This window comes from Sulfobacillus sp. TH-112 (assembly GCF_057473405.1).
The window spans coordinates 1-24,211 of sequence record NZ_JBYCKN010000060.1 but is presented as its reverse complement, the minus strand read 5'-3'; the positions used below and the strand labels follow the sequence as shown (position 1 = coordinate 24,211).

The following is a 24,211-nucleotide window of genomic DNA, read 5'->3' as shown; positions in this document are numbered from 1 at the left end:
ATTTGATGGTAAAATAGTGAGTGATGCCGTAGTAGTATTGAAGACACTCTATATCGAAAGGGGGGGCTCATCTCATGAATTTAGCCGATCGTTTAGGGCGCCCTCTTGAAGATTTACGGATATCGGTCACGGACCGCTGCAATTTTCGTTGCGTCTATTGTATGCCCAAAGAAGTTTTCGGGCCATCATTTGCCTTTTTACCACGTCAAGAGTTGCTGACCTTCGAAGAAATTTCGGCTCTAGCAGAAATCTTTGCCGAATTTGGCGTCCATAAATTGCGGATCACGGGTGGAGAGCCCTTACTGCGCTCGCACATTGACGTGCTCATTCAGCGACTCGCGGAGATTCCTGGGATCGACGATATCGCCATGACCACTAACGGCGCCTTATTGACCCGGGAGCGGGCAAAAGCACTCCGCGCAGCCGGGCTGAAACGGATCACCATCAGTCTTGATTCGCTGGATGATGAAGTCTTTCAGTCCATTAACGACGTGGGCTATCCCGTGAAGCGGGTTCTTGATGCGGTTCAATCGGCGCATGACGCTGGGCTGAATCCCGTCAAACTCAATATGGTAGTTAAGCGCGGGGTTAACGACCGAGACATTGAGCCGATGGCTGAGTATTTTCGCGGCAGTGGTCATATCCTGCGTTTTATTGAATATATGGACGTGGGTACCGCCAACGGATGGCGACTCGATGACGTCATGTCGAAAACAGAAATTCTTCAACGTATCGGTCGTCGGTGGCCCCTAGACCCTGTCGCTTCCGAGAGACCCGGTGAGGTCGCCACCCGTTTTCGCTATCGCGATGGCATGGGCGAATTTGGCGTCATCAGTTCAGTCACGGAGCCATTTTGTCAGCAGTGCTCGCGGGCCCGACTCTCTCCCGAGGGTCAACTTTACCTATGTCTTTTTGCGCAAACCGGATATGACTTGCGACAGTGGTTACGTCCCAGTATCCAAAGAGATAAGATTAGAGAGGCTATTATTAAGATCTGGGGAAAGCGCGACGTTCGCTACTCTGAGCAACGCAGTGAAGCTACTTCAAAACGGCCGAAAGTGGAAATGTTTCGGATTGGCGGGTAGTGTCAACATTTTGGCTAGTAGAGAGAAGGCATCGAACGATGGATATCAGAAAAAACGCGTCATTAACCACCGAGTCCACCTGGACCGCGACCGATAAGTTGCTGTCAACCACAGCATCCGGCATTGACCAGGAACGCATTGCAGCAGCTGTTACAACCATTTTAGAAGCCATTGGAGAAGATCCCGGTCGAGAAGGACTGGTCGACACGCCAAGCCGGGTGGCGCGTATGTATACGGAAATTTTTTCGGGTCTATACCAAGATCCACGAGAGGTCTTGGCGACTCGATTTCAAGTAGGGAATAGCGAGATGGTGTTAGTCAAAGACATCCCTTTCTATTCTGCCTGTGAACATCACCTACTTCCGTTTTTTGGAGTGGCCCACGTTGCGTATTTGCCTCATGAAGGCCATGTCACGGGACTCTCCAAGCTAGCCCGATTGGTGGACATTTATGCTAAACGCCCGCAAGTCCAAGAGCGGATGACGGATCAGATTGCCAGTACCTTATACGAAGAATTAGACGCCGAAGGCGCCCTAGTGGTAGTCGAAGCAGAACACCTTTGCATGAACATGAGAGGCGTCCAAAAGCCCGGAAGCAAAACCAAAACCGTTGCCACGCGAGGAATCTATCGCGAGAACGCGACTCTTCGTGAGGAAGTCCTAAGATTACTCTAGCCACAGCGAAGGAGATGGGGACATCACTATGAATTTTGATCAGTATCTTGAAAATACATTTCGCCTTGAAGATGACATCCTCAAAGACGTGAAAGCGGATATTATCGCCCGCCACATGCCCGCAATTTTTGTTCCGGCTATCACCGGCGCGTTTTTACGCTGGTTAGTCGAATCTAACCAGAGCAAGAACATCTTGGAGATTGGGGCTTTAGGTGGATATTCGGGAATATGGCTTGCAAGAGGGCTCAACGATGACGGACACCTTACTTCCCTTGAGCTTCGCCAAGATTATGCCGATGTCGCCTACGCCAACCTATCCCGCGCTCACCTCTCCCACAAGGCCCGATATGTGGTTGGCCCAGCCCTGGACTCGTTACAAAATCTGACTAACACCGGTGCTAAGTTTGACTTTTTCTTTATCGATGCCGATAAAGGAAACTACCCGCGATATCTGGATTTCTGTCTGCAATTAGCGCATCCCGGGGCCATCATTGCGGCGGACAACACGCTCATGGGAGAGCGCGTGCTTCATTCCCAAGAGAATAGCCCCGATGTCACTGCCATTCGAGAGTATAATACCCGAGTTGCTCAAGATGATCGACTTGCAGGATTACTTCTCCCCATTGGAGATGGGTTAACCGTCGCTCGGGTGATTTGACTCTTTGTCTACCCCATCATAACGGTGGGTGCGATAGTAACGAATGGCGGGACGAAAAACGTCCAGTGATTCGTCTTTGCCCGCTTCCGCAATGACCTCCATGAGTTGCGATATCGCATCGCCATAGTTTCCCATGCGTTCCAACGTCATGGCATAAAACACCCTGAGTGCCATGTGATGAGGGTACTCCGCCAATGCACGGGAAAGAATCTGGTGCGATTCGAAAATACGCCCGATAGTACGAAGACTCGACCCTAAACCGATATACGCTTCGGGTCGATGAGCGACATCAAGTTCCATAGAGAGGGCTCTCTCATAATATGGGATAGCCTGGTCTTCTTTACCTTGATTGTCGAGAACAACCGCCACCTCAAAAAGAAGCCGCGGATTATCACTATCTTCCTCCAGCCAGGCCTTGAGTTGCCTTTCAGCCTCCGCAAACCGTCCCTTGGATTTCAAGAGGCGCACAATCGATAAATCCGGTGCATTGTCCCGCATGCAGATTCTCCACCTCCGTTTCGTCTATTGTACCACCCCATGACTGGCAATAACTGTAATATTTCCGGAGCTTTCTGCATAAACTGAAATATCGATAACACTGGGGAGGAATGGCGATGGCCACTGCAGTCCGACAAAACCCATGGCGCGATGCCCTGGATCAAGCACTCGATGAATTGTCCCAGGCAGAACAATCGTTTGAATGGGCTGATTTGGATCACTGCGACTACCATATCTTTCGTATTCAAGCCGCCGAAGCCAAGATTGCTCTTATCCTTCGACAGGCGCGTACAGCGCTGGGATACACGCCCAGTATCCGCGCGCTCGCGACCTCTTCGTTAGAGACCCTTAGAACGTCAAATCCTCGAGACCAGTAAAGGACGTGGCCGAGATGCTATCGTTCATGAGGCGTTGTCGACCCTGGTGTACGAATTCTTCGACCCATAATTGAAACATTAATAGCGCATATACTTTACGGCTCGCTGACTCGGATGGGGTCTGCAACTGAGCCAGTAGAGTGTCCACTTGCTGCGGATGAAATAGTCCTGAATGACGAAAATTAGCACTGGTTAAGGTATCGTAGACCAGGTCATAAAGGACTCCCCGCATCAGGTAACTCAGAGGGGTCGGAAACCCCTGCTTAGGACGATAGACCACTTTGTTTGGCAAGTACTTTTCACCCACTCCGCGAAGCACACGCTTATTATCTTTGCGGTACCGTCGTAGCGCCAACGGAATTTTAAGGGCTAATTCGACCACCTCTGGATCACAATACGGCACCCGAATTTCAAGGCCATGATGCATACCAATACGGTCGGCTTTGAGTAATACGTCATCGGGCAAAAACCAGCGAAGGTCAAAGCCCTGCATCGATTGTAGATCTGATAGGTGGCCCTGGTCATTAAAGTATTGTTGTACCGCGGGAGAGCGATCGGACGCCCTAATGGCGGGATTCAAAAGCCGTGCCTGCTCTTCCCCACTAAAGGTAAAGCCTACCCCTCGATATCTGACCGATATCGGCTCAATCGACCGCCGTAGCGCTCCCGATCCTCGGAGGTTGGCCCGAATCCACCAATTTCGCAATCCTTGAGGTAGAAATCTGAGGCGAGCTAAACTTTCCACTTCACCATATCCGGCATAGCCTGCAAAAATTTCATCCGCCCCCTCACCGGACAGCATAACCCGATGATGACGACTGGCAGCGCGTGCGATCCCATCAAGAGGAAGCACCGTGGGATCTCCGAGAGGCTCATCTAAAACATAGGCAAGTTCCCGCAGTCTCTCTGGTGTAATGAGGGGTCCGACATCGACCCGATGTAGTGGAGCATGACACCATTCGGCTACTGTGTTCGCCCATGAACTTTCGTTGTATCCCGGGAATCCCTCGGAAAAATGCGCGGACCATGCCTCTAGCGGCTGTGGGGATAGCTTAGTTGTCAAGGCGGTGAGAATGCTCGAATCAATACCACCTGATAGAAATACGCCGACGGAAACGTCAGCCACGAGATGCGATGCGACGACCTCGGTGAGTAACACGTCCAGCTGCTCTGTCCATGCCTGCAGATCCCCGAACCGATCCGGTTCCTCTAAGAGCGGACGCCAATAGGTTTTTCGGGTCACGACACGTTTTCGACCATGATGGGTTACCGTCATCTGTTCTCCCGGCATCAGCTTGGTCACATGCCGCAATAAGGTCTCTGGACCCGTAACAAAGCGATGACCCAAATAAGTGGGCAACAGATCATAATTCACTTCAGGCAAATACCCGTCAATCGCCATAAAAGCCTTCATCTCCGACGCAAATGCAAACGTATCGTCGATCTCTAGGACATAAAGCGGCTTCTGCCCGATGTGGTCACGCGCCAAAAACAGTGTCTCAGTCCTCAGATCATAGACGGCGATGGCAAACATGCCTTTGATTTCTTGAACAAACTGTGGCCCGTATTCTTCATAGAGATGAACGATCACCTCGCCGTCTGCCCTGCTGGCTAAGCGATGACCATGCGCCACTAACTTTTCGGCCAGCTCTCTAAAATTATAGATTTCTCCATTAAACACCGCGATTACGCGTCCATCTTCAGATCGGTAAGGCTGGTGGCCATGAGCCACATCTAAAATCGCTAGGCGACGCATTCCCATACCGAGTCCTTTATAGGTAAAAAGTCCCTCACCATCAGGACCACGATGTTTCAATGCTAACAACATGCCGTGTAATTCCGATGGTGCCGGCCGTAGCTCAATCCGCCAAGTCCCTGCAATCCCACAGATAATACAACACTCCTTTGCCCTATCGCCCCATAGTCTTTCGATAGTCTTCCCCCGACTGGTCCCTCACACACTCACTCGCTGGCGTCCTTGAGGCAAACAAAAAAGGCGCCTAAGCGCCCTATTGTCCACTCAATCTAGTCGAGATAATCTTTGAGCTTCTTACTTCGAGTCGGATGCCGCAGCTTCCGTAGCGCCTTGGCTTCAATTTGTCTTATCCGTTCTCGAGTCACACCAAATACTTGACCGACCTCTTCCAACGTCCGAGCACGGCCATCCGTGAGCCCAAACCTTAACCGCAAAACCTTTTCTTCGCGATTAGTGAGGGTGTCCAATACTTCTTCCAATTGCTCTTTCAAAAGTTGATATCCTGCAGCTTCCGCCGGCGCAGGAGCATCTTCATCCTCAATAAAGTCTCCGAGGTGGGAATCTTCCTCCTCACCAATGGGGGTCTCCAGGGACACCGGTTCTTGTGCTACCTTCAAGATCTCACGCACCCGCTCTACCGTAATGCCCATTTCCTTCGCAATCTCTTCAGGCAGCGGTTCCCTCCCAAATTCCTGTAAGAGTTGGCGTTGGACGCGAATCAATTTGTTGATAGTCTCCACCATATGCACCGGAATCCTGATGGTGCGCGCCTGGTCCGCAATAGCACGAGTTATCGCCTGTCGAATCCACCAGGTCGCATAGGTACTAAACTTGTATCCCTTCCGGTAGTCAAACTTCTCGACCGCCTTGATGAGTCCAAGGTTACCTTCCTGAATCAAATCCAAGAACTGCATCCCTCGGCCAACATAGCGCTTGGCAATCGACACCACTAATCGCAAGTTTGCTTCCGCAAGAGAGCGTTTAGCTTCCTCGTCCCCAGCTTCAATACGTTTTGCGAGTTCCACTTCTTCCTCTGCGGTTAAAAGGGGGACTCGACCAATCTCTTTCAAGTACATGCGAACCGGATCATCTATCGCCACACCGTCAGGAATCGCAACCTCTCGCTCTGGTTCCTCCACCTCAGGCTCTACATCGTCCGGTTGGGGTCCATGCTCAGGTTCCAATACGACTTGTTCACCGACCAACTCAATGCCTAATTCGCCGAACATCTCATAAATGCTATCAATTTGGTCTGGAGTGAGATCGACCGACTGCAGGGTATCCACTATCTCACCATATGACAGTTTTCCCCGCTCTTGACCACGCCGGATTAGCGTCTTTACTTCCTCAATCTGGGGAACATTATTTTTTCCCTGAGCCATCGTTATCCCTCCTTTCGACCTTGATATTGCGCGATCCGTTGCCCAATGCGACGAATGTCACTCATTAATTCCGGGCTCACATCGCCTTGACGCGCTCTCTCCCTCAAGCGATTCCAGTCTGCGTACGTTTCGCGACGCTCCATGGCGATAACTAAGTCGTCGATATCCGCATTCCCTCCGTCTGGTTCTTGATATTGCCACACTGCTACCATGAGCGATTCGACCTCAGGATCCAATTGTTGCTCTGTCCAGTGGGCCGGGTCACCAAAGTGACCCTGCAACAGTTCTTCTAAGATGATTGCGACCGCTTTCCCTCCCGCCCACTGAGGCAGCGCAATTTTGACGCGTGCAATCTGGTCCGGATGATTCTTCAGTGCCGCCAGTAGTCGAACCTCTAGTGTCGGAACGCTCGACTGGGCAGACACCGCCACCTCCATATTATGCCTATTTTTTCCGTTTATATGCTGGGACCCTTGCCAAGAACCAAAACTTTGTGTTAGGATGCTTGTTTGTACTCGAAACGCCTTAGACACCATCTCGAGATAACCACTCCGCTCTACCGGGTCCTTCACCGCTTGAATTAACGGTTTCACCGTCTCGACCGCTTCGGCCCGACCCCTCGGACTCATTAATCCCGGCAATTGAGCAAGACGCGTGATTTCTCTCTCCACATAAGGCAACTTATTATCACTACACGTGCGAAGCGCATCCATTCCGAGCTTCTGCACCAATTCGCTCGGATCCTTCACTTGAGGGGGCAACATGATCACATTCACCTTCATTCCCGTCCCCGAAAGAATTAAGAACGAGCGCCGAATGGCTTCTTGACCAGCCGCATCCTGATCTAACAGTAAATCCATCGTATCGCAATACCGAGAAAGATACCGCGCTTGGGCATCGGTCAATGCAGTTCCCAGCAAGCCCACCGCCTGAGTGAGGCCGGCTTGGTGGCAAGCCATGACATCAAAATACCCTTCAACCAAAATCCCTTGTTTTGCCTTACGCCATCCTGGACGAGCGAGATGGGTCCCATATAACAATTGTCCCTTATGAAAAAGCGGTGTTTCTGGAGAGTTAAGATATTTCGGCTCCTGGTCAGGCAACAGCGCCCGACCTCCAAACGCCACCACCCGACGCTCGGCATCCCAGATGGGAAACATCAAGCGCCCTCGCCAGCGGTCGTATCCTCCCCCGGAATCACGCTTCACCACGACCCCCGCCTGAATCATTTCCTCTAACCGCACCCCTCGCCGGGTCAGTACCTCTACGAGACCCTGCCAAGCGTCAGGGGCATAGCCAATAGCAAATTGCTCGACAACCGTGAGGTCCACTCCGCGCTCGTTAAAATATTCGACAAGATGTTCGCGGTGTTGTCTCTGGTTTTCAAGAAAATAGTCCTGCGTCCATTCCATCACAGCCCGCAATCGCTGGTGGGGATCGGAAGACCGCCGGTCAGAGTCCGGACGAGGAATCCCAACCTGTTCCGCCAAGCTCTCCACCACTTCGCGAAACTCCCGGCCCTCAAGCTTCATTAAAAAGGTAAAAACTGTTCCACCCTGATGACAGCCAAAACAATAAAACAACTGCTGTTCGGCATCGACACTGAACGATGCTGTTTTTTCCGAATGAAAGGGGCAAATTCCCCACCAATGCCGCCCTTTGCGTTTCAGCGCGACATGCTGCCCCACAACATCGACAATGTCGACCGCTTGTTTTACTTGATCAATCCATGTGTCACGAATTTCATACGGCATGGGAATCACTCCCGTTCGTACCGATCAAAATTCGTCATCAATCGTAATTTTCCTGCTTACGTCTAGAAATCTTGTACGAAACAACCCAAACACGCACTATTTGCAGTTTTCGATTCTTACAATAAATCGAAAGCGTTAGCTGCTCTTTTCAGGGCGCTCAGTCTCAGGAACGTTCTTAAAAGAATACCAGTAGGTGATTAAGTTCATGCCCATGAAAATCACTGCCCCATAAATTGGCGTATCCAAGAGGGTGTCCATGAGTGCTCCTCCTACTGCCGGCGTAATCATCGACGTAACCTGCGATGGTAGGGAACTAAACGCTGATACCCGGCTTCGATAGCGGCTCTCACTCGCGCTCATCACAAAAGATTGACGGGCAGGCATGCCGAGCGAATTGAACACCATGCGCAAGAGATAGAAGAAACCCGCCAATACGAATGAGGGCATAAACACCATCAACAACATCATCACAAGGCCAATTCCGCGTGTGATCGTTACAGTCTTTACGGCACCGAGTCGCTTCGCCAAGGTCGATGACCACAAATAGGGGAAGGCGGCCGCTAAATTGATGGCAGTGTACAAAAGACCAATCTCTCCTGATCCAGCACCAAACCGGCGATAAAACCAGTAGGTCAAAAGCGGTCCAAGAAAACCAAAGCCTAATCCATTCAGCGCATTGGTGAGCCCTAAACGGCCCATGAGCGTTTTGAGCGGAATGGGTGGTGGCCCGTCATGGTTCAAATCCTCACTACGCGGCTTCTCTCTTATCGGCAGCGAGACGATCGCCATGCCTAAAGATAATACCGCCGCCACGTAAAAAAGCGCTTCATAGCCATGAATGTACGTCCAGCCCACATTGTGAAGAAGGTCCGGTACTCCTGCGACTAAGGATCCGCCAGCACCGGCCAATACTCCAATGAATGAAATGCGGCCGAATGCCCACGTACGGCGCTCAGGCGCCACCGATTCTGCCACTAACGGCTGCTCTGCGGGAAACACTGGTCCCCAAGAGCCACCACTACCCGCACCGCCACCGCGGCCCACGCCTCCGAGGCCGCTCGCCAGCACCGCCCAAAAAAAGGCATGACTTTCTCCCATGACAAAACCGCCCAAGGCAGCAAGAATAGCTAGCCCAATGATGGCTCGACGCCTGCCGTAAAAATCCGCATAAAGTCCCACTGCAGCCACTAGCAATACCGTGATTGCCCCAGATAGCGCGACCACCAAACCAATGCGGCTCGCACTGTATCCTAACTTCGCGAGATACAGAGGGAAAATCACGGTTAAGAACGCCGTAATAAAACTTCTCAATCCACGTCCAATATATATCCAACGCAAGTTATGACTTGATTCCATGGATGCTACTCCTTATATCGTTTCATATTACCACTTCAGAACGGTATTGTCTTAGTGTTGAGACCGGTCTCCAATCAGCGCCTGTATTCTCTCATGAAGAGAGGCCCATGCCCGATGACGCGCAGAGGTGTTTGGGACGGAAAACAGATCCGGAATCGCCATGGTCGCATTGGCCTCAAATACCATCACCTCACCGGTATCCGAAACATCGAAGTCAATGCCGCCATAATCCCAGGGACAGCGTTGCACAATCTCTAGCAATCTCTCCCACACGGCTTCCCCTAGCGTCGTTCTGGCATCCATTAAAAAAGGCACTTCCCGGTCGCGATAAGTGATATCACGTGACCCCGTATAGTCATGGACTTTCCATTGCCTAGAAAACACAGAATGTATGGGATAGAGAGTACGCTGCACCATCATCATGCGATACTTGTGGTACTCTCCGGTGTCATGGGCCGATGGTAGCATTTCGATCACCCACACATCTCGCTCTGGCAAGTGAGTCATCACGTCCACTAATTGGTTATCAGACGCCACCCGGTGAAAGTACCGACCTCCGTGAAATCCTACCGAGCGCAATAATACCGGAAAGGTAAATCCCTCCTGGGAGAGAAGTGTCGGACGTTTCTCCAATTCTCGTTTGGCATATTGCGCAATCCGTGGTACTCGCACCCCCGGAATCCCGCTAAGACGGGAGGCCATGCTTATTCGTCCGGTAGTTTGTAGTGCCCATGGGGCATTAATCGTTGGGCCCAATTGAGCTTTGAATGTCTGCGTGGCTACCAGTGCTGGATAGGCGACGTCGGCGTCGCTAATCGCATTGAACACCACATCATGGTCGGGGATTTGCCTTCCGCGTGGCCAATATTCCACTACCAGGTTCTCAATCTGATACCTATCCGCTCGCAGGAAGAGAGCCGTGGGAGTATTACCGCCGGTCGACGAGACCAGGTGAAGCACGCGAATGGGAGACCTGTCCCTACCCGTATAGGAGACCTGCTGAAGCGGTTCGGCTGAAAACCCCATATCACGATAGTAAGCCGCCAACCCACTATCCCCAAGCTCTTCGAGCACATACGATAACCCTTGATAGGCGGACCACAAGCGGGAATTCCTGTCAATGGCAGAAAGGTAGTAGTCGCGAGCGCAATCCCATTGCGCTTCTTCACGTGAGAGGTGAGCTAATTCCAAGTAACCTGTGGGATCGTTCGGATAGGCCTCAACTAATTGGGAAAAAGTCAACCGACTAGCGTGGCGATAGTGTGTGCTCTTTAATAATCGTCCTAATTTCCACAACGCGTCAAAATGGTTCGGTCGCCTACGTAAAATATCGAGATAGCGGTCGCGTGCCAAAACCACCTCTCCTTGCCGCTCCAACTGTTCCGCCAGATGCAGGAGGTCGTGGTCGCTTTCGTCCATGAAACTCCTCTTTTCCTTAAAAGGGAGGGGCGCTATCGCCCCTCCCACGACTGAAGTACATTAGCTCAGATGCTGCAAGGCCGCCTGTGCCGCGGCTAGTCGTGCGACCGGAACGCGAAATGGCGAACAGCTCACATAATTCAGCCCCACCAGATGACAAAATTCAATGGATGACGGGTCACCACCATGCTCACCACAAATACCCACCTTAAGGTCGGGGCGCGTCTTTCTCCCTTCAGCCACACCGATTTCGATCAGTCGTCCGACCCCTTCGCGATCCAAGACCATAAAGGGATTTTCGGCCAAGATTTTTTCGGCCAGGTAAGTGGGCAGAAACTTCGACTCGGCATCGTCACGACTATAACCAAATACCGTCTGCGTCAGGTCATTCGTGCCAAAGCTAAAGAACTGCGCCCGCTCCGCGATCTTTCCGGCAATTAATGCCGCCCGAGGCACCTCAATCATGGTACCGATCTCGTATGGCAAGGGTAATGAGGTCTCTTTAGACACTTCATCATGAACCTCAGACACCAAAACCTCCATACGCTCCAGTTCCGCCGGGGTCCCCACCAAGGGAATCATCACTTCAACATGAGGATGGCCGCCTTCTTTAATGCGCTCGGCTTGCGCTTCAAATATGGCTCGTGCTTGCATTGCATAAATTTCCGGATAGACAATCCCCAGCCGAACGCCACGGAAGCCCAGCATCGGATTAAACTCAAACAAACTACGAGTCCGACGTAAAATAGCCTCCAATTTCGCGATTTCGTCGTCCTCTGAGCGTTCATACGCCGCTTTTAAGGATTTTTCGGTATCTTCCAAGTCAGGGAGAAACTCGTGGAGGGGAGGATCGAGTAGGCGGATGGTCACGGGATAGCCATCCATGGCCTCTAAGATGCCATAGAAATCGTGTCGTTGAAAGGGAAGTAAGCGGGCTAACGCCTTCTCACGCTCCTTTAACGTTTCCGCCAAAATCATCTCTTGCACGATAGGAAGACGATCTTGCCCCATAAACATATGCTCGGTTCGGCATAGCCCGACCCCCGTAGCTCCGAATTCGCGCGCTTTCTGTGTATCTTCAGGAGTATCAGAATTGGCATAAACTCCTAATTTACGGTAGCGATCTGCCCAAGACAACAGCGTAGTAAATTCGGGCGATAGTTGCGGTTCAACGGTCGCCACCTCTCCTAACATTACGCGCCCCGTTCCTCCATCTATGGTGATCAACGTGTTTTTCGAGATCACCTGGCCATCCACCACAAAAGTATCATCCTGTAGAGAGATCCTCACCGCCTCACAACCGGTCACGGCAGGCTTACCCATCCCTCTAGCGACAATCGCCGCGTGAGATGTCATGCCTCCACGACTTGTCAGTACCCCTTCGGCTGCAACGATGCCATGAATGTCGTCAGGCGTCGTTTCCGGCCGTACCAATATGACCTTTTCTCCTGCTTGCCCTCGTATTTCCGCCTCGTCCGCACTAAATACCACCTGACCGACCGCCGCTCCCGGAGATGCAGGGAGACCAGTAGCCAATAAATCAACGGACGCATCGGGATCAATCTGTCGATATAAGAGACGCTGAACCTGCTCAGGATCTTGGCGCATCAATGCTTGTTCCGCCGTGATCACCTTTTCGTTCACTAAGTCGACCGCGATTTTCACGGCGGCACGAGCGGTCCGTTTCCCACTGCGGGTCTGAAGAATATACAATGTGTTTTCTTGGACGGTAAACTCAATATCTTGCATGTCATGATAATGTTGTTCGAGGGTCTGACAGACAGCTTGTAGCTCTTGAAACGTATTGGGCATTTCAGACGCCATAAATCCAATTTCCTTCGGGGTGCGAATGCCCGCCACGACATCCTCACCTTGCGCGTTGGTTAAATATTCTCCATACATTCCAGGCTCTCCGGTATTGGGGTTTCTCGTAAAAAGTACCCCAGTCGCCGAAGTATTGCCCATATTACCGAATACCATCGATTGCACATTGACCGCGGTTCCCAGCGTCTCAGGAATTTTATTGAGTCGACGGTACACGATGGCCCGCGGGTTACGCCAAGAATCAAACACCGCAAATATCGCCATTTCTAGCTGTTCACGAGGCTCATCGGGAAAATCCCGACCGGTCGTCTTTTTGACCAATGCCTTATATTGACCAATCAAGGCTTCCCAGTGCTCTTCCTTTAGCGCGGTATCTTCCTTTACGCCAAGTGACTGTTTCATCTCTTCTAAAATTCGCTCAAAGTGCGCATGCTCCATATGCATGACCACATTGCCAAACATTTGAATAAATCGGCGATAGCTATCGAGAGCAAATCGACGATTCTGCGTGCGCCGTGCCATACCCTCGGTGGTGTCACGGTTCAATCCCAAGTTCAATACCGTATCCATCATACCGGGCATGGAAATAGGGGCTCCAGAGCGCACAGAGACTAATAGAGGATTTTCCGCATCGCCTAGTCGTCGACCTAATTTCTCTTCCAATAGCGATAAATGATGGAACACCTCGTCCATCAGTCCGTCGGGAATCTTCGCATCCTGCTGGTATTCATTACACGCCTCTGTGGTAATCGTAAATCCCGGCGGTACGGGCAACCCAATCCGGCTCATTTCTGCCAAACCGGCTCCTTTGCCTCCTAATCGTGCCCGATCCTCTCCGTCACCCTCTTCAAACTGGTAAACGTACCGCGTCATGGTGCCGTAGCCTCCTTATTTCGCAGTTCTAACACGCGCGTGGCTGTTTCTTCCACCGCGTGATTACTCACATCAATTACGGGACACTTTAAGCGATTAAAGACGTCCCAGGCATAATCCAGTTCCACCATAATCCGCTCCATAGTGGCATACTGAGCCGAGGTTCCCAGTCCCAAACTCTTCAACCGCTGACGGCGAATCGACATAAGCAGCTCGGGGTCAATAATCAATCCGACAGCCTTTAATCGGCCTTCACGAAACACTTCGCCAGGAACTGGCACTTCGGGAACCAACGGAACATTCGCCACTTTGAGACGATGATTCGCCAGGTACAAGCTCACCGGCGTCTTGCTGGTCCGAGACACCCCGAGTAGCACAATGTCTGCACTGAGAATGCCTTTGGAGTCCTTGCCATCGTCATACTTCACGGCAAATTCGACAGCCTCAACCCGAGCAAAATATTCCTGGTCGAGCCGATGGCTAAGCCCAGGAATCATTCTCGGCGGTGACTCCACCACCGACTCAATCGCGCTCAAGACGGGGCCCATCACATCGACGTGGGGAATGTGATGCGCATCGGCGGCCGTCGCCAGATACTCACGTAATTCTGGCCGCACCATCGTATAAATAATCACCGAAGGACTTCGCTGAGCACGCACCAACACGCGATCGATCCCCTCTTGGTCGACCACGTAGGGTACCCGTTCGATACGAATATCCGTACTGCTATCGAACTGAATCGCAGCGCCGTGTGCCACCCGCTCCGCCGTCTCACCTAACGAGTCGGAGACAATGTATACCCGCGTCACGAGTCATCTCCCCTTCCGTGCTATCCTGCCAAATCCAACGCATAATATCTTCCAAACGCATCGGCAACGTGGACCAAGAGCTGCAGACGTCGCCGCCGCACACTCTCGTTCGGATCCATCACGAGCACTTCATCAAAGAACTGGTGCACCACCGGAATGATGGCTTGAAGCGCTTCCCACCAGGACTCCAAGTCTCCCTCCGGGAGAGCCAATGCCCGATTGGCCCGTTGCAACAACTGCTCTTCAATGCCTGAATAACCATCAAGCGGCTCGGTGGACCGGTCTGCCACCGGAGCGATAATGCGCGCAATCCTCTTTGCTGCCTCCAAAACCTCGTTATAGCCTGATTGCATACGGCGCTCCTCTAAAAACGTCAACCGCGAAAAGAGGTCCTGCCACCCAAACTCCTTCACCAGAGTCGCCTGAATCACTGAAAGAGACCACTCTCTTTCCAGCTCGGAAGCCAACCGAGACTGGACTAACGCGAGAACCTCAGCTACTACTGAGGAGCCACTGTTATAGAGTGGCGCCATAACGGTAATCAATTGGCGCAATGAATGCCTACCGAGAATGGGAGTTTCCGCTACGATACGCCCTAAGCCAAGAGCGGTTCGACGCAAGCCGAACGGATCCTCAGAGCCACTCGCCTTGATTCCCTGGGAGTAAAATGCCATTAGCGTATCGACGCGATCCAACACCCCTAAGGTTTGCCCCACCCGAGCGTCTGGGACCCGGTCGCCAGGAAATCCGGGATGATATTGTTGAGCAATTGCTTCAGCGATTTCTGAGGACTCGCCGTCGAGACGAGCGTAAATCCCCCCCATTTCCCCTTGCAATTCTGGGAATTCCGATACCACCTGCGTCACCAAATCACACTTATATAGATCAATCGCTCGCACCAGCATCGCTTCTTCAGCCGACGTTAACTCCCACATGTCACGCGTATCGTGAAAGGCGCTCTTGACCCGGGAAATTTTGTCCGCATAGGTACCTAATTTGGCATGCAAGGTCACATCAGCCAAATGTTCTTGATGAGACGCGAGGGGGGCATGGCGATCCAACTCAAAGAAATAGCGCGCATCAGACAGTCTTGCACGAAGGACTTTCTGGTTCCCTCGACGCACCAAATCCAAATCTTCGCCAATGCCGTTGCGGACCGCCAAAAAATGAGGCAACAACTCTCCTTTTGCATCCACAATAGGGAAGTACCGCTGATGCACTCGCATAGCGGTGGTTAAGATTACTTCGGGGAGTTGCAGAAATTCCGACTCGAACGTACCGATAAACGGCGTCGGCCACTCTACGAGATTAGTGACTTCTTGAAGCAAATCCGCATCCCATATCACCCGTCCGCCTACATCTGCCGCCAAGCTGTCACCTCGTTCCTGAATCAGTGTACGACGTGTTTGCGGGCTAGCCATGACCCGTCCTTGTTCTAAGGCTGCCCAATACATTTCTATGTTTTCCACCGGCAACGCCTGAGGAGAATCGGTACGATTGCCGTATGTAAAATTCCCTGCCCGCGCCCCGAGAGCCTCTCCGTGGAGGACATGGTTGTTCAACAAGAGAACTAACCACCTTACCGGACGAATAAATCGATAATCCTGAGTAGTCCAGCGCATGGTCCGTGGCTGGGGTAAACTGGCCAAAACCTCTTGTACGACTCGAGGAATAATCTCCTCTGCTGGCCGCACCGGTTTGATAACCACCGCCGTAACATATTCCTTTTCCCCCACTACGGATTGACCAAGGGACGCAGGGTCGATGCCGGGCCGTTTTAAAAATCCCGTTAAAGCTGGCGTTGCCTCGCCATTACGATAGGCCACCGACACCTGAGGTCCGCGAACAACCTCATTCCCCTCCTCCTGCATTGTAGGAATTGCCCCCTGAAAGATGAAGCGGCGCGGCGTGAACTGCATCGTAGCGCCCTCAACTGACAGTCTCTCGTCGCGAAATGCATTAATAAGATGATTCTCGAGTTTCGCGGCAATCTCCTCGATGTAGCGACTCGGGACTTCCTCGACACCCACTTCAATTAAGACCTTACTTCGCATCCACGTTCGCCCCTTCTAAATAAACCTCGGCAGCGCGCCGCGCTAGCGCACGAATTCGGCCGATATAGGCTTGCCGTTCAATCACGGCAATGGCTCCTCGGGCATCCAAGGTGTTAAACAAGTGATTGGCTTTGAGAAGATTTTCGTAGCCAGGCCGCACCAATCCTCGCTCCAAAAGGCGCAGTGCCTCCTTTTCATGAATACCAAAAAGTTGCGTCAGGAGATGCGGATCGGCCGCCTCAAAGCTATAGGTGGCTTGCTCAAACTCCACCCGCTGAAATAAATCCTGGTAGGTGACCCCGGGGCCCCAAGGGACCGACCAGATGTCGTCGGATTCCACCAGATAGCTAGCAAGACGTTCAATACCGTAGGTCAATTCGACTGCCACGGGACGACATTCTTGACCCGCCATTTGCTGAAAGTAAGTAAATTGACTAATTTCCATCCCATCCAGCCACACCTCCCAACCCAGCCCCGATGCGCCTAGCGTTGGGGCTTCCCAATTGTCCTCAACCAATCGAATATCATGGCGCGTGCGATTCAAGCCGAGACTTTCTAAACTTTTGAGATAGAGCTCCACGACATCGTCCGGGGCTGGTTTCAGCATTACTTGAAATTGATGATGCTCATACACGCGATTGGGATTTTCTCCATAGCGTCCGTCCACCGGCCGACGACTCGGCTGCACATAGGCCACCTTAAACGGGCTCGGACCCAGCGAGCGGAAAAAGGTTAATGGGCTCATGGTGCCTGCTCCCATCTCAATATCATAGGGCTCGGCCAACAGGACCCCTTGGGCTCTCCAATACTGTTTCAATGTCATTATCAAATCTTCAATGGTCGTAATGCGCAACGCCAACCCTCACCTTCTTATCCCTTGCCCAGTCGATTGATGCTGGATAAAAATTCTTGTGATTTCAAGGACTTCCCGGTGTGACGCATGAGATAGCGAAAAAAGAGGGACTCCAGTTCCTTCCGCATGGTCCCTTTCACATCCGCTTGCCCAAACTTTCGGGGAGGTTCCTTCAACCAGTATTGTAAACTACGTAAGCTGCCGAGGCTAATCGTGACGACCTCCCCAGAGACGGCGCGCGGCGCACAATTCGGGCAATAGACCCCACCTTCTAGCATGTCAACCTGAAGTGGGCCGCTCTCTAGCCCAGAGTGGCAAGCACTGCAATTCTCCCAATCCGGGCCAAAGCCTGCCACCTCAAGCAATCGAAATCCGGCCGCGAGTCCGACCGCAGCCGGTGGACGGCCTGCATTGAACGCCTCTAAGGCACTCATCAACAAATAAAAACTTTGTTCGGACGGCTCGCGCTCGGGAAGCAATTGGTCGACCACATCAACAATTACCATGGCCCAGCCGAGGCGATCCAAACTCTCGGGAATACGCGCAAACCCCTGCTGTAGTTCTGCTTCCGTCACGGTGTCAAGCGTCGATCGCCCATGATAAAGCGTGACCACACTCAACGTTAAGGGACTAATCTGTCCTTGCAACTTACTTTTGGGGCGCCTTACCGCTTTAGCAATGGCACCAAACTTCCCGGTCTGAGCCCCAAAAAGCGTCAATAGTGCATCGTGATCGCGATAGGCGCGAGACTTCAAGGTAATGACATGATCAGAATAAATGGCCACAATTACTGCTCCGGGTCCTGATATCCTAAGCGCCGAAGCCAAGCATCCTGATCGCGCCAGCGCTCTCGAGCCTTCACCCATAAATCTAAATAAACTTGATGCCCGTAGTACTCCTCCATCTCACGGCGCGCATTGCGTCCGATATCTTTGAGCATTCCCCCACCTTCACCGATCAAAATCGCCTTTTGACCCTCACGCTCAACGAAAATGGTCGCACGTACATACGTGAGGTCCGGACGACGTGGAGTTCGTTCATCGACAACCACCGCTACAGAATACGGTATTTCTTCACGGGTCCGTTCAAGGACGTGTTGGCGAATGACCTCGCCGATATAGAAATCCTCACTTTGATCCGTCACCATCTCTGGCGGATAGTACGGCATACCTTCAGGCATGGTAGCTAGGGCCTGACCGACCAGCGCCTCCAACCCGGTTTCGTGCTGAGCTGACACCACAAATTGATTATCGTAAGACATCATGGCGCGATATGGGTCCCATCGATCTTTGACATGTTGTACCAAGTCCGCCTTATTCAGGATAAGCCACGTGGGAATGTGACTACTGCGACAAAACGCGGCCACCCAACGATCTTCTTCTTTGGGAGGATGGCTAATATCCACAATATGCCACACTAAGTCTGCGTCCTTGGCCGATAAACGCGCGGTTTTGTTCATCCGTTGACCCAATTTATGTTCGGCACGATGAATCCCTGGGGTGTCTACCAAAACAATTTGCGCATCGGGACGGTGATAAATTCCCACAATACGATTTCTCGTGGTCTGGGGCTTTGGCGTTGCGATGGCCACTTTACGTCCCAAAATGGCATTAAGTAACGTGGACTTACCCACATTGGGCTTGCCCACGAGCGCTACAAATCCTGAACGATACGTCATCGCACCTTGTCCCCTCCTCTATCTAGCAGCCATTATTGGTCGCGATCTACTAAATCGTGTTTGGTAAAGCTCAATGGTAAGAGTTCTGACAGCATCATCGTCCGCGGCGAGGCAGTATTACTAACCTCGCCCAGTACCACTTCCAAATCTCCAAATTCAGATAATACCTGTCGGCATCCACCACACGGCGTAATGAGGTCCGGTCCTGGCCCGACAATCGCCACGCGAATAAATTTCCTGTATCCTAACGCGCAGGCCGTATACATGGCCGTGCGCTCAGCACAGCAACCCAGTGGATAGCTGGCATTTTCTACATTTGCCCCGGTGACTATGGTGCCGTCGAGGGTGCGCAGTGCCGCGCCAACCGAAAATCCTGAGTAGGGTGCATAGGCATGCAATTGCGCTTCTTGGGCCCGTGCCAACAATTCCTCATCCAATTGCTGTCCTCCGTTCTTAATCTTCCCACACCTTGAAAACAATCATTCTTCTTGCACGCTTCCCAGAAGGCGAATAATCGCCTTGGCAATTCGACGTCCCTCCACTTGAGCCACGGTAATCTCCACGTTGTCTAAGGTGACCACTTCCCCTTCAATCGGCACGCGTCCCAAAAGATGCAATATGAGCCCCCCCACGGTATCAAAGTCTTCGTGAGGAAGATCGAGGTCAAATCGTTCATTCAATTCATCAAGGGCATATAGACCGGCCACTTCCAACACCCCGGGGGCTAACTCTTTCAAAGGTACTTCTTCAGCATCATATTCGTCTTGAATTTCCCCCACAATTTCCTCTAATAAATCCTCTGTCGTCACGATTCCTGCCGTTCCTCCATATTCATCCATGACAATCGCAATTTGAGTATGTTGACGGCGAAAATCGGCGAATAGGCTGTCGATTTTCTTGGTTTCGGGAACAAACTGGACCGGACGGGCCAATTGTTGCGCCGGGGTGTCGAGCGGTTTCTCCCGACCATAGGCAAGAATATCTCGCGCATAAATGACACCGGTAATATCATCAATGGTATTGCGATAGATGGGCACCCGTGAATGGCCCCATTCGGTTAGGCTATCCCAGACTTCTCCCAAAGTCGCCGTCTCCGGCAATGCTTGCACATCAATGCGGGGGACCATGACTTCCCGCACCACCGTATCCCCAAAGTCGAAAATACCTTGGATCATATCGCGTTCATTTGCTTCTAGGAGTCCCTGTTCCTCTCCCACCTCAACCAAGGTACGCAGCTCCTCCTCAGTCATCAAGCGGCCACCCTCAGCTTTACCACCGAAGAGACGAATCACGCCAACGCCGACCCACGTCAAAACTCGGACTATCGGATAGAAAATTTTTGCCGACACGGAAAGAAAGCCCGACAAACGAAGGGAGACTGCCTCAGCATTATGTGCCGCATAGGTCTTGGGCGTGATTTCTGCAGCCAAGAGAATGAATATGGTCATAACTACCGTCGAAACTACGACACCACTGTTGCCTAAATAATGAATAAATAGTGCCGTAGCCAAAGTTGTCGCGAGGATGTTCGCGAGGTTATTGCCAACCAGTACTGTGCCTAATAGGCGGTTGGGCTCACGCAGTAGTCGCGACAGGCGAGATGCTTGAGAATTCTCCGCTAAATTGCGGACCTTCCCTCGTGAGAGAGCCATCATAGCAGTCTCGGCCATGGAATACAACGCAGAAAAGGCCACCACCACTATCAGAGCCACAATGGGGATCCATTCAATGTGTCTCACCGAAATCCGGCTTGGCCTCCTTCATCGTTCTGCCTTAAAGGTATAATACCCCAGATAAGTATTAGCATTGCCACAAGTGCCACCATCACGCTCCATAGTAGAAATGGACTATGACGCCATCGTACCATAAATTGCGCACCAAAATTGCCCAATCGCGGGAGATAGATCACGAACCCTAACGCTACTGTGGCCAGTGCCATCACCAACACAGCGCCCGCAGCCGCGTCTTTACTGATCTTGGCCAAGGGGTGATATTCAGGACTTACTAAATCCACCACCGCTTCAACGGCTGTATTCACCAGTTCCAGCGCAATGACCATACCAATGGCGACCACAATTATCGCCCATTGCCAGGGACGAATCGCAAAAAACCACGCTCCCGCAATCACCAACAATGCGACCGTCAAATGAATACGTATATTTCGCTGAGTACGCACGGTACGCCACACCCCGGTGCCCGCATAGCGAAACGCAGCGCCGAGACTGCTATGGTGCTTCACGCGTTAATCCCACTTTATACAAAATGTCCTCGGTCTTCTTCATCATTTGTTTTTCATCGTCGGGTTCTACATGATCCCACCCTAACAGGTGAAGCACCCCATGAACCGTCAAGAACGCCACTTCCCGAGCCATACTGTGGCCATATTCTCGTGACTGTTGGTCGGCCTTCTCGACAGAAATAATGATGTCGCCGAGAACATTGTCCCACGGATCGGAAGAGTCGCCTTCACGCTGACTAAAAGAGAGGACGTCGGTCGGCTTGTCCAATCCCCGATAGGTTCGGTTGAGCTCTCGAATCGTCTCATCATCCGTTAGTACCAGCGACAGTTCTGCATCCTCGAGACCGCCTAATTCACTCAGCGCCGCCTGTGCTGCGCGAATGGCCACCTCTTCCCATTGTGCACACCATTGCGGATGACTATCGACTGCAATCTCCATTTAGTGAGTCCGACTCCTTTCCATTTCCTTCAACACGCGATCGGGATATTCAATCCTCTGATGAAACACCCCAGTCAATACCCGCGTAAATGTCCTGGCAATCACGTCCAGCTCCTTTAAGGTCAAATTGGACTCATCCAACTGTCCGTCTTCCAGACGTTCTTTGATGAGTCGTCTCACCACCTGTTCAATGGCCGGAGGTGTCGGGTTCTTCAGAGTGCGGGCGGTGGCTTCGCTTGCATCGGCCAACATGACAATGGCTGTTTCCTTGGATTGTGGTCGAGGCCCATCATAGCGAAAATCGGATTCGTCCACGCCCTCTCCATTGTCCTGATCAAGCGCCTTTTGATAGAAGAAGCGGATTAACGTCGTCCCATGATGCTCGCGAATAAAGTTGACAATGGGCTCCGGAACTTTATACTCATGCGCCAGTTCAATTCCATCGCGCACATGGGAAGAAATGATTAGCGAAGACAGGGACGGTGCCAATCGATCATGCGGGTTTTCTGCGCCAAACTGATTGTCGACAAAAAAATAGGGCCGCTTAGACTTGCCAATATCATGATAATAAGCCCCGACCCGCGCTAAGAGAGAATTGCCTCCTACCGCCTCGGTGGCAGATTCAGCCAAGTTTCCCACCATAATACTATGGTGGTACGTCCCAGGCGCTTCCACCAGTAATTTTCTCATCAGGGGCTGATTAGGATTGGAAAGCTCAATCAGCTTCATAGCGGTAATGATGCCAAATGGCCCCTCAAGAAGGGGAATCGATCCCATCGCCAAAATAGACGCAAAGAGTCCATCGACCAATGCCCAGACCAAATACTCCCACACCTGGACCTGAAACAACCCCGCCCCTTCCATGACATCCAGCCCCAATAACGCTACTAAATTGACCATGCCAACCAAAAGTCCGGCCCTTAAGATGTCATAGCGTTGCGACAGGCGACTGGTGCCGAACACCCCAGCAATACCGCCGAAGAAGGAGACGAGGGCCACATTCAGATCTGCTCCAGTTAATACCGCCACCGAAAGAGCGAGCATCCCCGCAACGACTAACCCCAATCCAGGTTCCACCAACGCCGTGACCATAATCGCGGCGGAAGGCACGACCAGATAACTTAGTCCAGGCACGCCACTCAAGGTATCCGCTGCAGCAAGTCCAACCACAATAATGAGAGCGGTGATGACAGCGACCCGCCAAGAGTCCAGAAGTTGTCGTCGAATGAACCAAAAATATCCGCCCACCAATACAATGACAGCCGTGGCGAAAATCATCGATCCGACAATCGGGCCGATGTCAAAGCCATCATCTAAGAGTCCTAAACTCTGCAACACGGAAATATCTCCCGGAGTCACCACTTGACCCGCCTGAACAACCACTTCCCCTTTTAAGATTTTAATTAAGGGAACACGACTGGCTGCCTCATCTCGGCGACTCAAGGTATCCTCGTGATTTAGGAAGGTATTAGGCACCACTAAACTCTGCGTTAAAGAGGTCAAAAATAGGCGAAGCCCTGGCGCTGTGGTCTCCTGCGAAGCTAGCTTGTCAACAAACTGCTTCGCCTCATCTAGTCCCACACCACTGTTGCGAATACCATTGCCGTTCCCCATAACGGAGGATAGTATAACCAGCGTATCCTGTTGCAATTGGCCGATCGTCGCCGAAGGAAGGGACAATACCGTTCCCCAAACCGATGACGGCAGTCCAATCGGCATGGCGTTCTCTAAGGCCGCTTCACGTTCACTGAGCGGTGCCGCTGTATCTAACGACAGCTGAGAAATGTACGAAAAATCGCTCTCAGCGATCTTCTTTTGTTTTGTCAAAATACTGGAATTGGTAGTATACACGTTAGGGGTAGCATTCATGGCTTGTTGTCGTGCTTTTGCTGTGGCGGACCAATCCACGACCCCATAGGGCGCTTCGACAGTTCGCGGGGCCAAATCCCCGGCCGACAAATCCACACGATGCGAAAAAAGGGTCACGGTAAAGAGGGCCACGATAAGGAGCCATGCCAAAATGGCAACCCCTATTTGTGCAGCGTGCCCGTCTTTGACCCACGGATAACGACTAGCCAATCGCGTCACGAATCTCCCATCATTGGGATTTTTGTTCATGGTCGTCGTCTCCTTGCCCCTCCTCAAACCGTTGGTATGCTCGAATAATTTTGGCGACCAAAGGGTGCCGAACCACATCCCGTTCTGACAATTGCACGACCGACACACCTTCCACGTCATCTAATATTTGCGCCGCCGTACTAAGACCTGAGCGTTGCCCACGACCTAAGTCAACCTGGGTCCGATCACCCGTCACCACCATTTTAGATCCTTCGCCCAATCGCGTCAGGGCCATCTTCATCTGCTCGTAGGTGGTATTTTGAGCTTCATCCAAAATAATAAAGCTTTGGCTCAACGTTCGGCCTCGCATGTAGGCTAACGGAGCGATGTCAATATTGCCTCGCTCGCGATACTTCTCAACCGCT

The 24,211-nt window shown here is 51.9% G+C and carries 22 protein-coding genes; 4 read left to right on the top strand and 18 right to left on the bottom strand.

The window, feature by feature from the left end; genetic code table 11:
• Positions 1 to 74: 74 nt before the first annotated feature.
• From moaA to ACOJWD_RS03820, 3 genes are all read left to right on the top strand, one after another.
• A complete protein-coding gene (moaA, locus tag ACOJWD_RS03830; protein ID WP_486991897.1) occupies positions 75 to 1,085 on the top strand; it encodes a GTP 3',8-cyclase MoaA in 1,011 nt (336 codons plus the stop codon).
• 122 nt (positions 1,086 to 1,207) lie between these two features.
• A complete protein-coding gene (gene folE, locus ACOJWD_RS03825; protein WP_486991899.1) occupies positions 1,208 to 1,759 on the top strand; it encodes a GTP cyclohydrolase I FolE in 552 nt (183 codons plus the stop codon).
• 28 nt (positions 1,760 to 1,787) lie between these two features.
• Positions 1,788 to 2,417 carry an O-methyltransferase gene (locus ACOJWD_RS03820; RefSeq protein WP_486991896.1) on the top strand — a complete coding sequence of 210 codons (630 nt, stop codon included), beginning with the start codon at positions 1,788 to 1,790 and terminating at the stop codon, positions 2,415 to 2,417.
• Here the strand turns inward: ACOJWD_RS03820 and ACOJWD_RS03815 are convergent.
• Entirely contained in the window at positions 2,394 to 2,915 is a 522-nt protein-coding gene (locus tag ACOJWD_RS03815) for a tetratricopeptide repeat protein (RefSeq protein WP_486991895.1), read from the bottom strand. The two genes, ACOJWD_RS03820 and ACOJWD_RS03815, sit on opposite strands and share 24 nt — an antisense overlap.
• 116 nt (positions 2,916 to 3,031) lie before the next feature.
• Between ACOJWD_RS03815 and ACOJWD_RS03810 the strand changes: the two genes are divergently transcribed.
• Positions 3,032 to 3,292 (top strand): hypothetical protein, encoded by a 261-nt coding sequence (locus tag ACOJWD_RS03810; protein WP_486991894.1) that lies wholly within the window; start codon positions 3,032 to 3,034, stop codon positions 3,290 to 3,292.
• Here ACOJWD_RS03810 and asnB read toward each other — a convergent pair.
• The 17 genes from asnB to ACOJWD_RS03725 all read right to left on the bottom strand — a co-directional run.
• Positions 3,264 to 5,174: an asparagine synthase (glutamine-hydrolyzing) gene (gene asnB / locus ACOJWD_RS03805; RefSeq protein WP_486991898.1), complete on the bottom strand. Its 1,911-nt coding sequence runs from the start codon at positions 5,172 to 5,174 to the stop codon at positions 3,264 to 3,266. The two genes, ACOJWD_RS03810 and asnB, sit on opposite strands and share 29 nt — an antisense overlap.
• A 143-nt stretch (positions 5,175 to 5,317) precedes the next feature.
• Complete coding sequence (gene rpoD, locus ACOJWD_RS03800; protein WP_486991893.1) at positions 5,318 to 6,430, bottom strand: RNA polymerase sigma factor RpoD; 1,113 nt, start codon at positions 6,428 to 6,430, stop codon at positions 5,318 to 5,320.
• A 2-nt stretch (positions 6,431 to 6,432) separates the two neighbouring features.
• Entirely contained in the window at positions 6,433 to 8,184 is a 1,752-nt protein-coding gene (gene dnaG, locus ACOJWD_RS03795; RefSeq protein ID WP_486991892.1) for a DNA primase, read from the bottom strand.
• Positions 8,185 to 8,319: 135 nt separating this feature from the next.
• Positions 8,320 to 9,540, bottom strand: coding sequence for an MFS transporter (locus ACOJWD_RS03790; protein ID WP_486991891.1), 1,221 nt, complete (start codon positions 9,538 to 9,540; stop codon positions 8,320 to 8,322).
• A gap of 51 nt (positions 9,541 to 9,591) precedes the next feature.
• Positions 9,592 to 10,959: a hypothetical protein gene (locus ACOJWD_RS03785; protein ID WP_486991890.1), complete on the bottom strand. Its 1,368-nt coding sequence runs from the start codon at positions 10,957 to 10,959 to the stop codon at positions 9,592 to 9,594.
• A 60-nt stretch (positions 10,960 to 11,019) separates the two neighbouring features.
• Positions 11,020 to 13,656: a pyruvate, phosphate dikinase gene (ppdK, locus tag ACOJWD_RS03780; RefSeq protein WP_486991889.1), complete on the bottom strand. Its 2,637-nt coding sequence runs from the start codon at positions 13,654 to 13,656 to the stop codon at positions 11,020 to 11,022.
• A complete protein-coding gene (locus ACOJWD_RS03775; protein ID WP_486991888.1) occupies positions 13,653 to 14,465 on the bottom strand; it encodes a pyruvate, water dikinase regulatory protein in 813 nt (270 codons plus the stop codon). Before ACOJWD_RS03775 ends, ppdK begins: the two co-directional genes overlap by 4 nt.
• 20 nt (positions 14,466 to 14,485) lie before the next feature.
• On the bottom strand, positions 14,486 to 16,519 hold the full coding sequence (gene glyS, locus ACOJWD_RS03770; RefSeq protein ID WP_486991887.1) for a glycine--tRNA ligase subunit beta: 2,034 nt from the start codon (positions 16,517 to 16,519) through the stop codon (positions 14,486 to 14,488).
• On the bottom strand, positions 16,509 to 17,372 hold the full coding sequence (glyQ, locus tag ACOJWD_RS03765) for a glycine--tRNA ligase subunit alpha (RefSeq protein WP_486991886.1): 864 nt from the start codon (positions 17,370 to 17,372) through the stop codon (positions 16,509 to 16,511). Before glyQ ends, glyS begins: the two co-directional genes overlap by 11 nt.
• Before the next feature lie 17 nt (positions 17,373 to 17,389).
• A complete protein-coding gene (gene recO, locus ACOJWD_RS03760) occupies positions 17,390 to 18,157 on the bottom strand; it encodes a DNA repair protein RecO (protein ID WP_486991885.1) in 768 nt (255 codons plus the stop codon).
• 2 nt (positions 18,158 to 18,159) lie between these two features.
• Positions 18,160 to 19,050 carry a GTPase Era gene (era, locus tag ACOJWD_RS03755; RefSeq protein WP_486991884.1) on the bottom strand — a complete coding sequence of 297 codons (891 nt, stop codon included), beginning with the start codon at positions 19,048 to 19,050 and terminating at the stop codon, positions 18,160 to 18,162.
• Between the two features lie 32 nt (positions 19,051 to 19,082).
• Positions 19,083 to 19,487: a cytidine deaminase gene (locus ACOJWD_RS03750; RefSeq protein ID WP_486991883.1), complete on the bottom strand. Its 405-nt coding sequence runs from the start codon at positions 19,485 to 19,487 to the stop codon at positions 19,083 to 19,085.
• A gap of 42 nt (positions 19,488 to 19,529) precedes the next feature.
• Complete coding sequence (locus ACOJWD_RS03745) at positions 19,530 to 20,789, bottom strand: hemolysin family protein (RefSeq protein ID WP_486991882.1); 1,260 nt, start codon at positions 20,787 to 20,789, stop codon at positions 19,530 to 19,532.
• Positions 20,786 to 21,289, bottom strand: coding sequence for a diacylglycerol kinase family protein (locus ACOJWD_RS03740; protein WP_486991881.1), 504 nt, complete (start codon positions 21,287 to 21,289; stop codon positions 20,786 to 20,788). The genes ACOJWD_RS03745 and ACOJWD_RS03740 overlap by 4 nt, the downstream gene beginning before the upstream one ends.
• Positions 21,276 to 21,728, bottom strand: coding sequence for an rRNA maturation RNase YbeY (gene ybeY, locus ACOJWD_RS03735; RefSeq protein WP_486991880.1), 453 nt, complete (start codon positions 21,726 to 21,728; stop codon positions 21,276 to 21,278). Before ybeY ends, ACOJWD_RS03740 begins: the two co-directional genes overlap by 14 nt.
• Positions 21,729 to 23,846 carry an HD family phosphohydrolase gene (locus ACOJWD_RS03730; RefSeq protein ID WP_486991879.1) on the bottom strand — a complete coding sequence of 706 codons (2,118 nt, stop codon included), beginning with the start codon at positions 23,844 to 23,846 and terminating at the stop codon, positions 21,729 to 21,731. It lies immediately after the preceding gene.
• Positions 23,827 to 24,211: PhoH family protein (locus ACOJWD_RS03725; RefSeq protein ID WP_486991878.1), on the bottom strand; the 385-nt coding region annotated here is incomplete at its 5' end. The genes ACOJWD_RS03725 and ACOJWD_RS03730, both read right to left, overlap by 20 nt.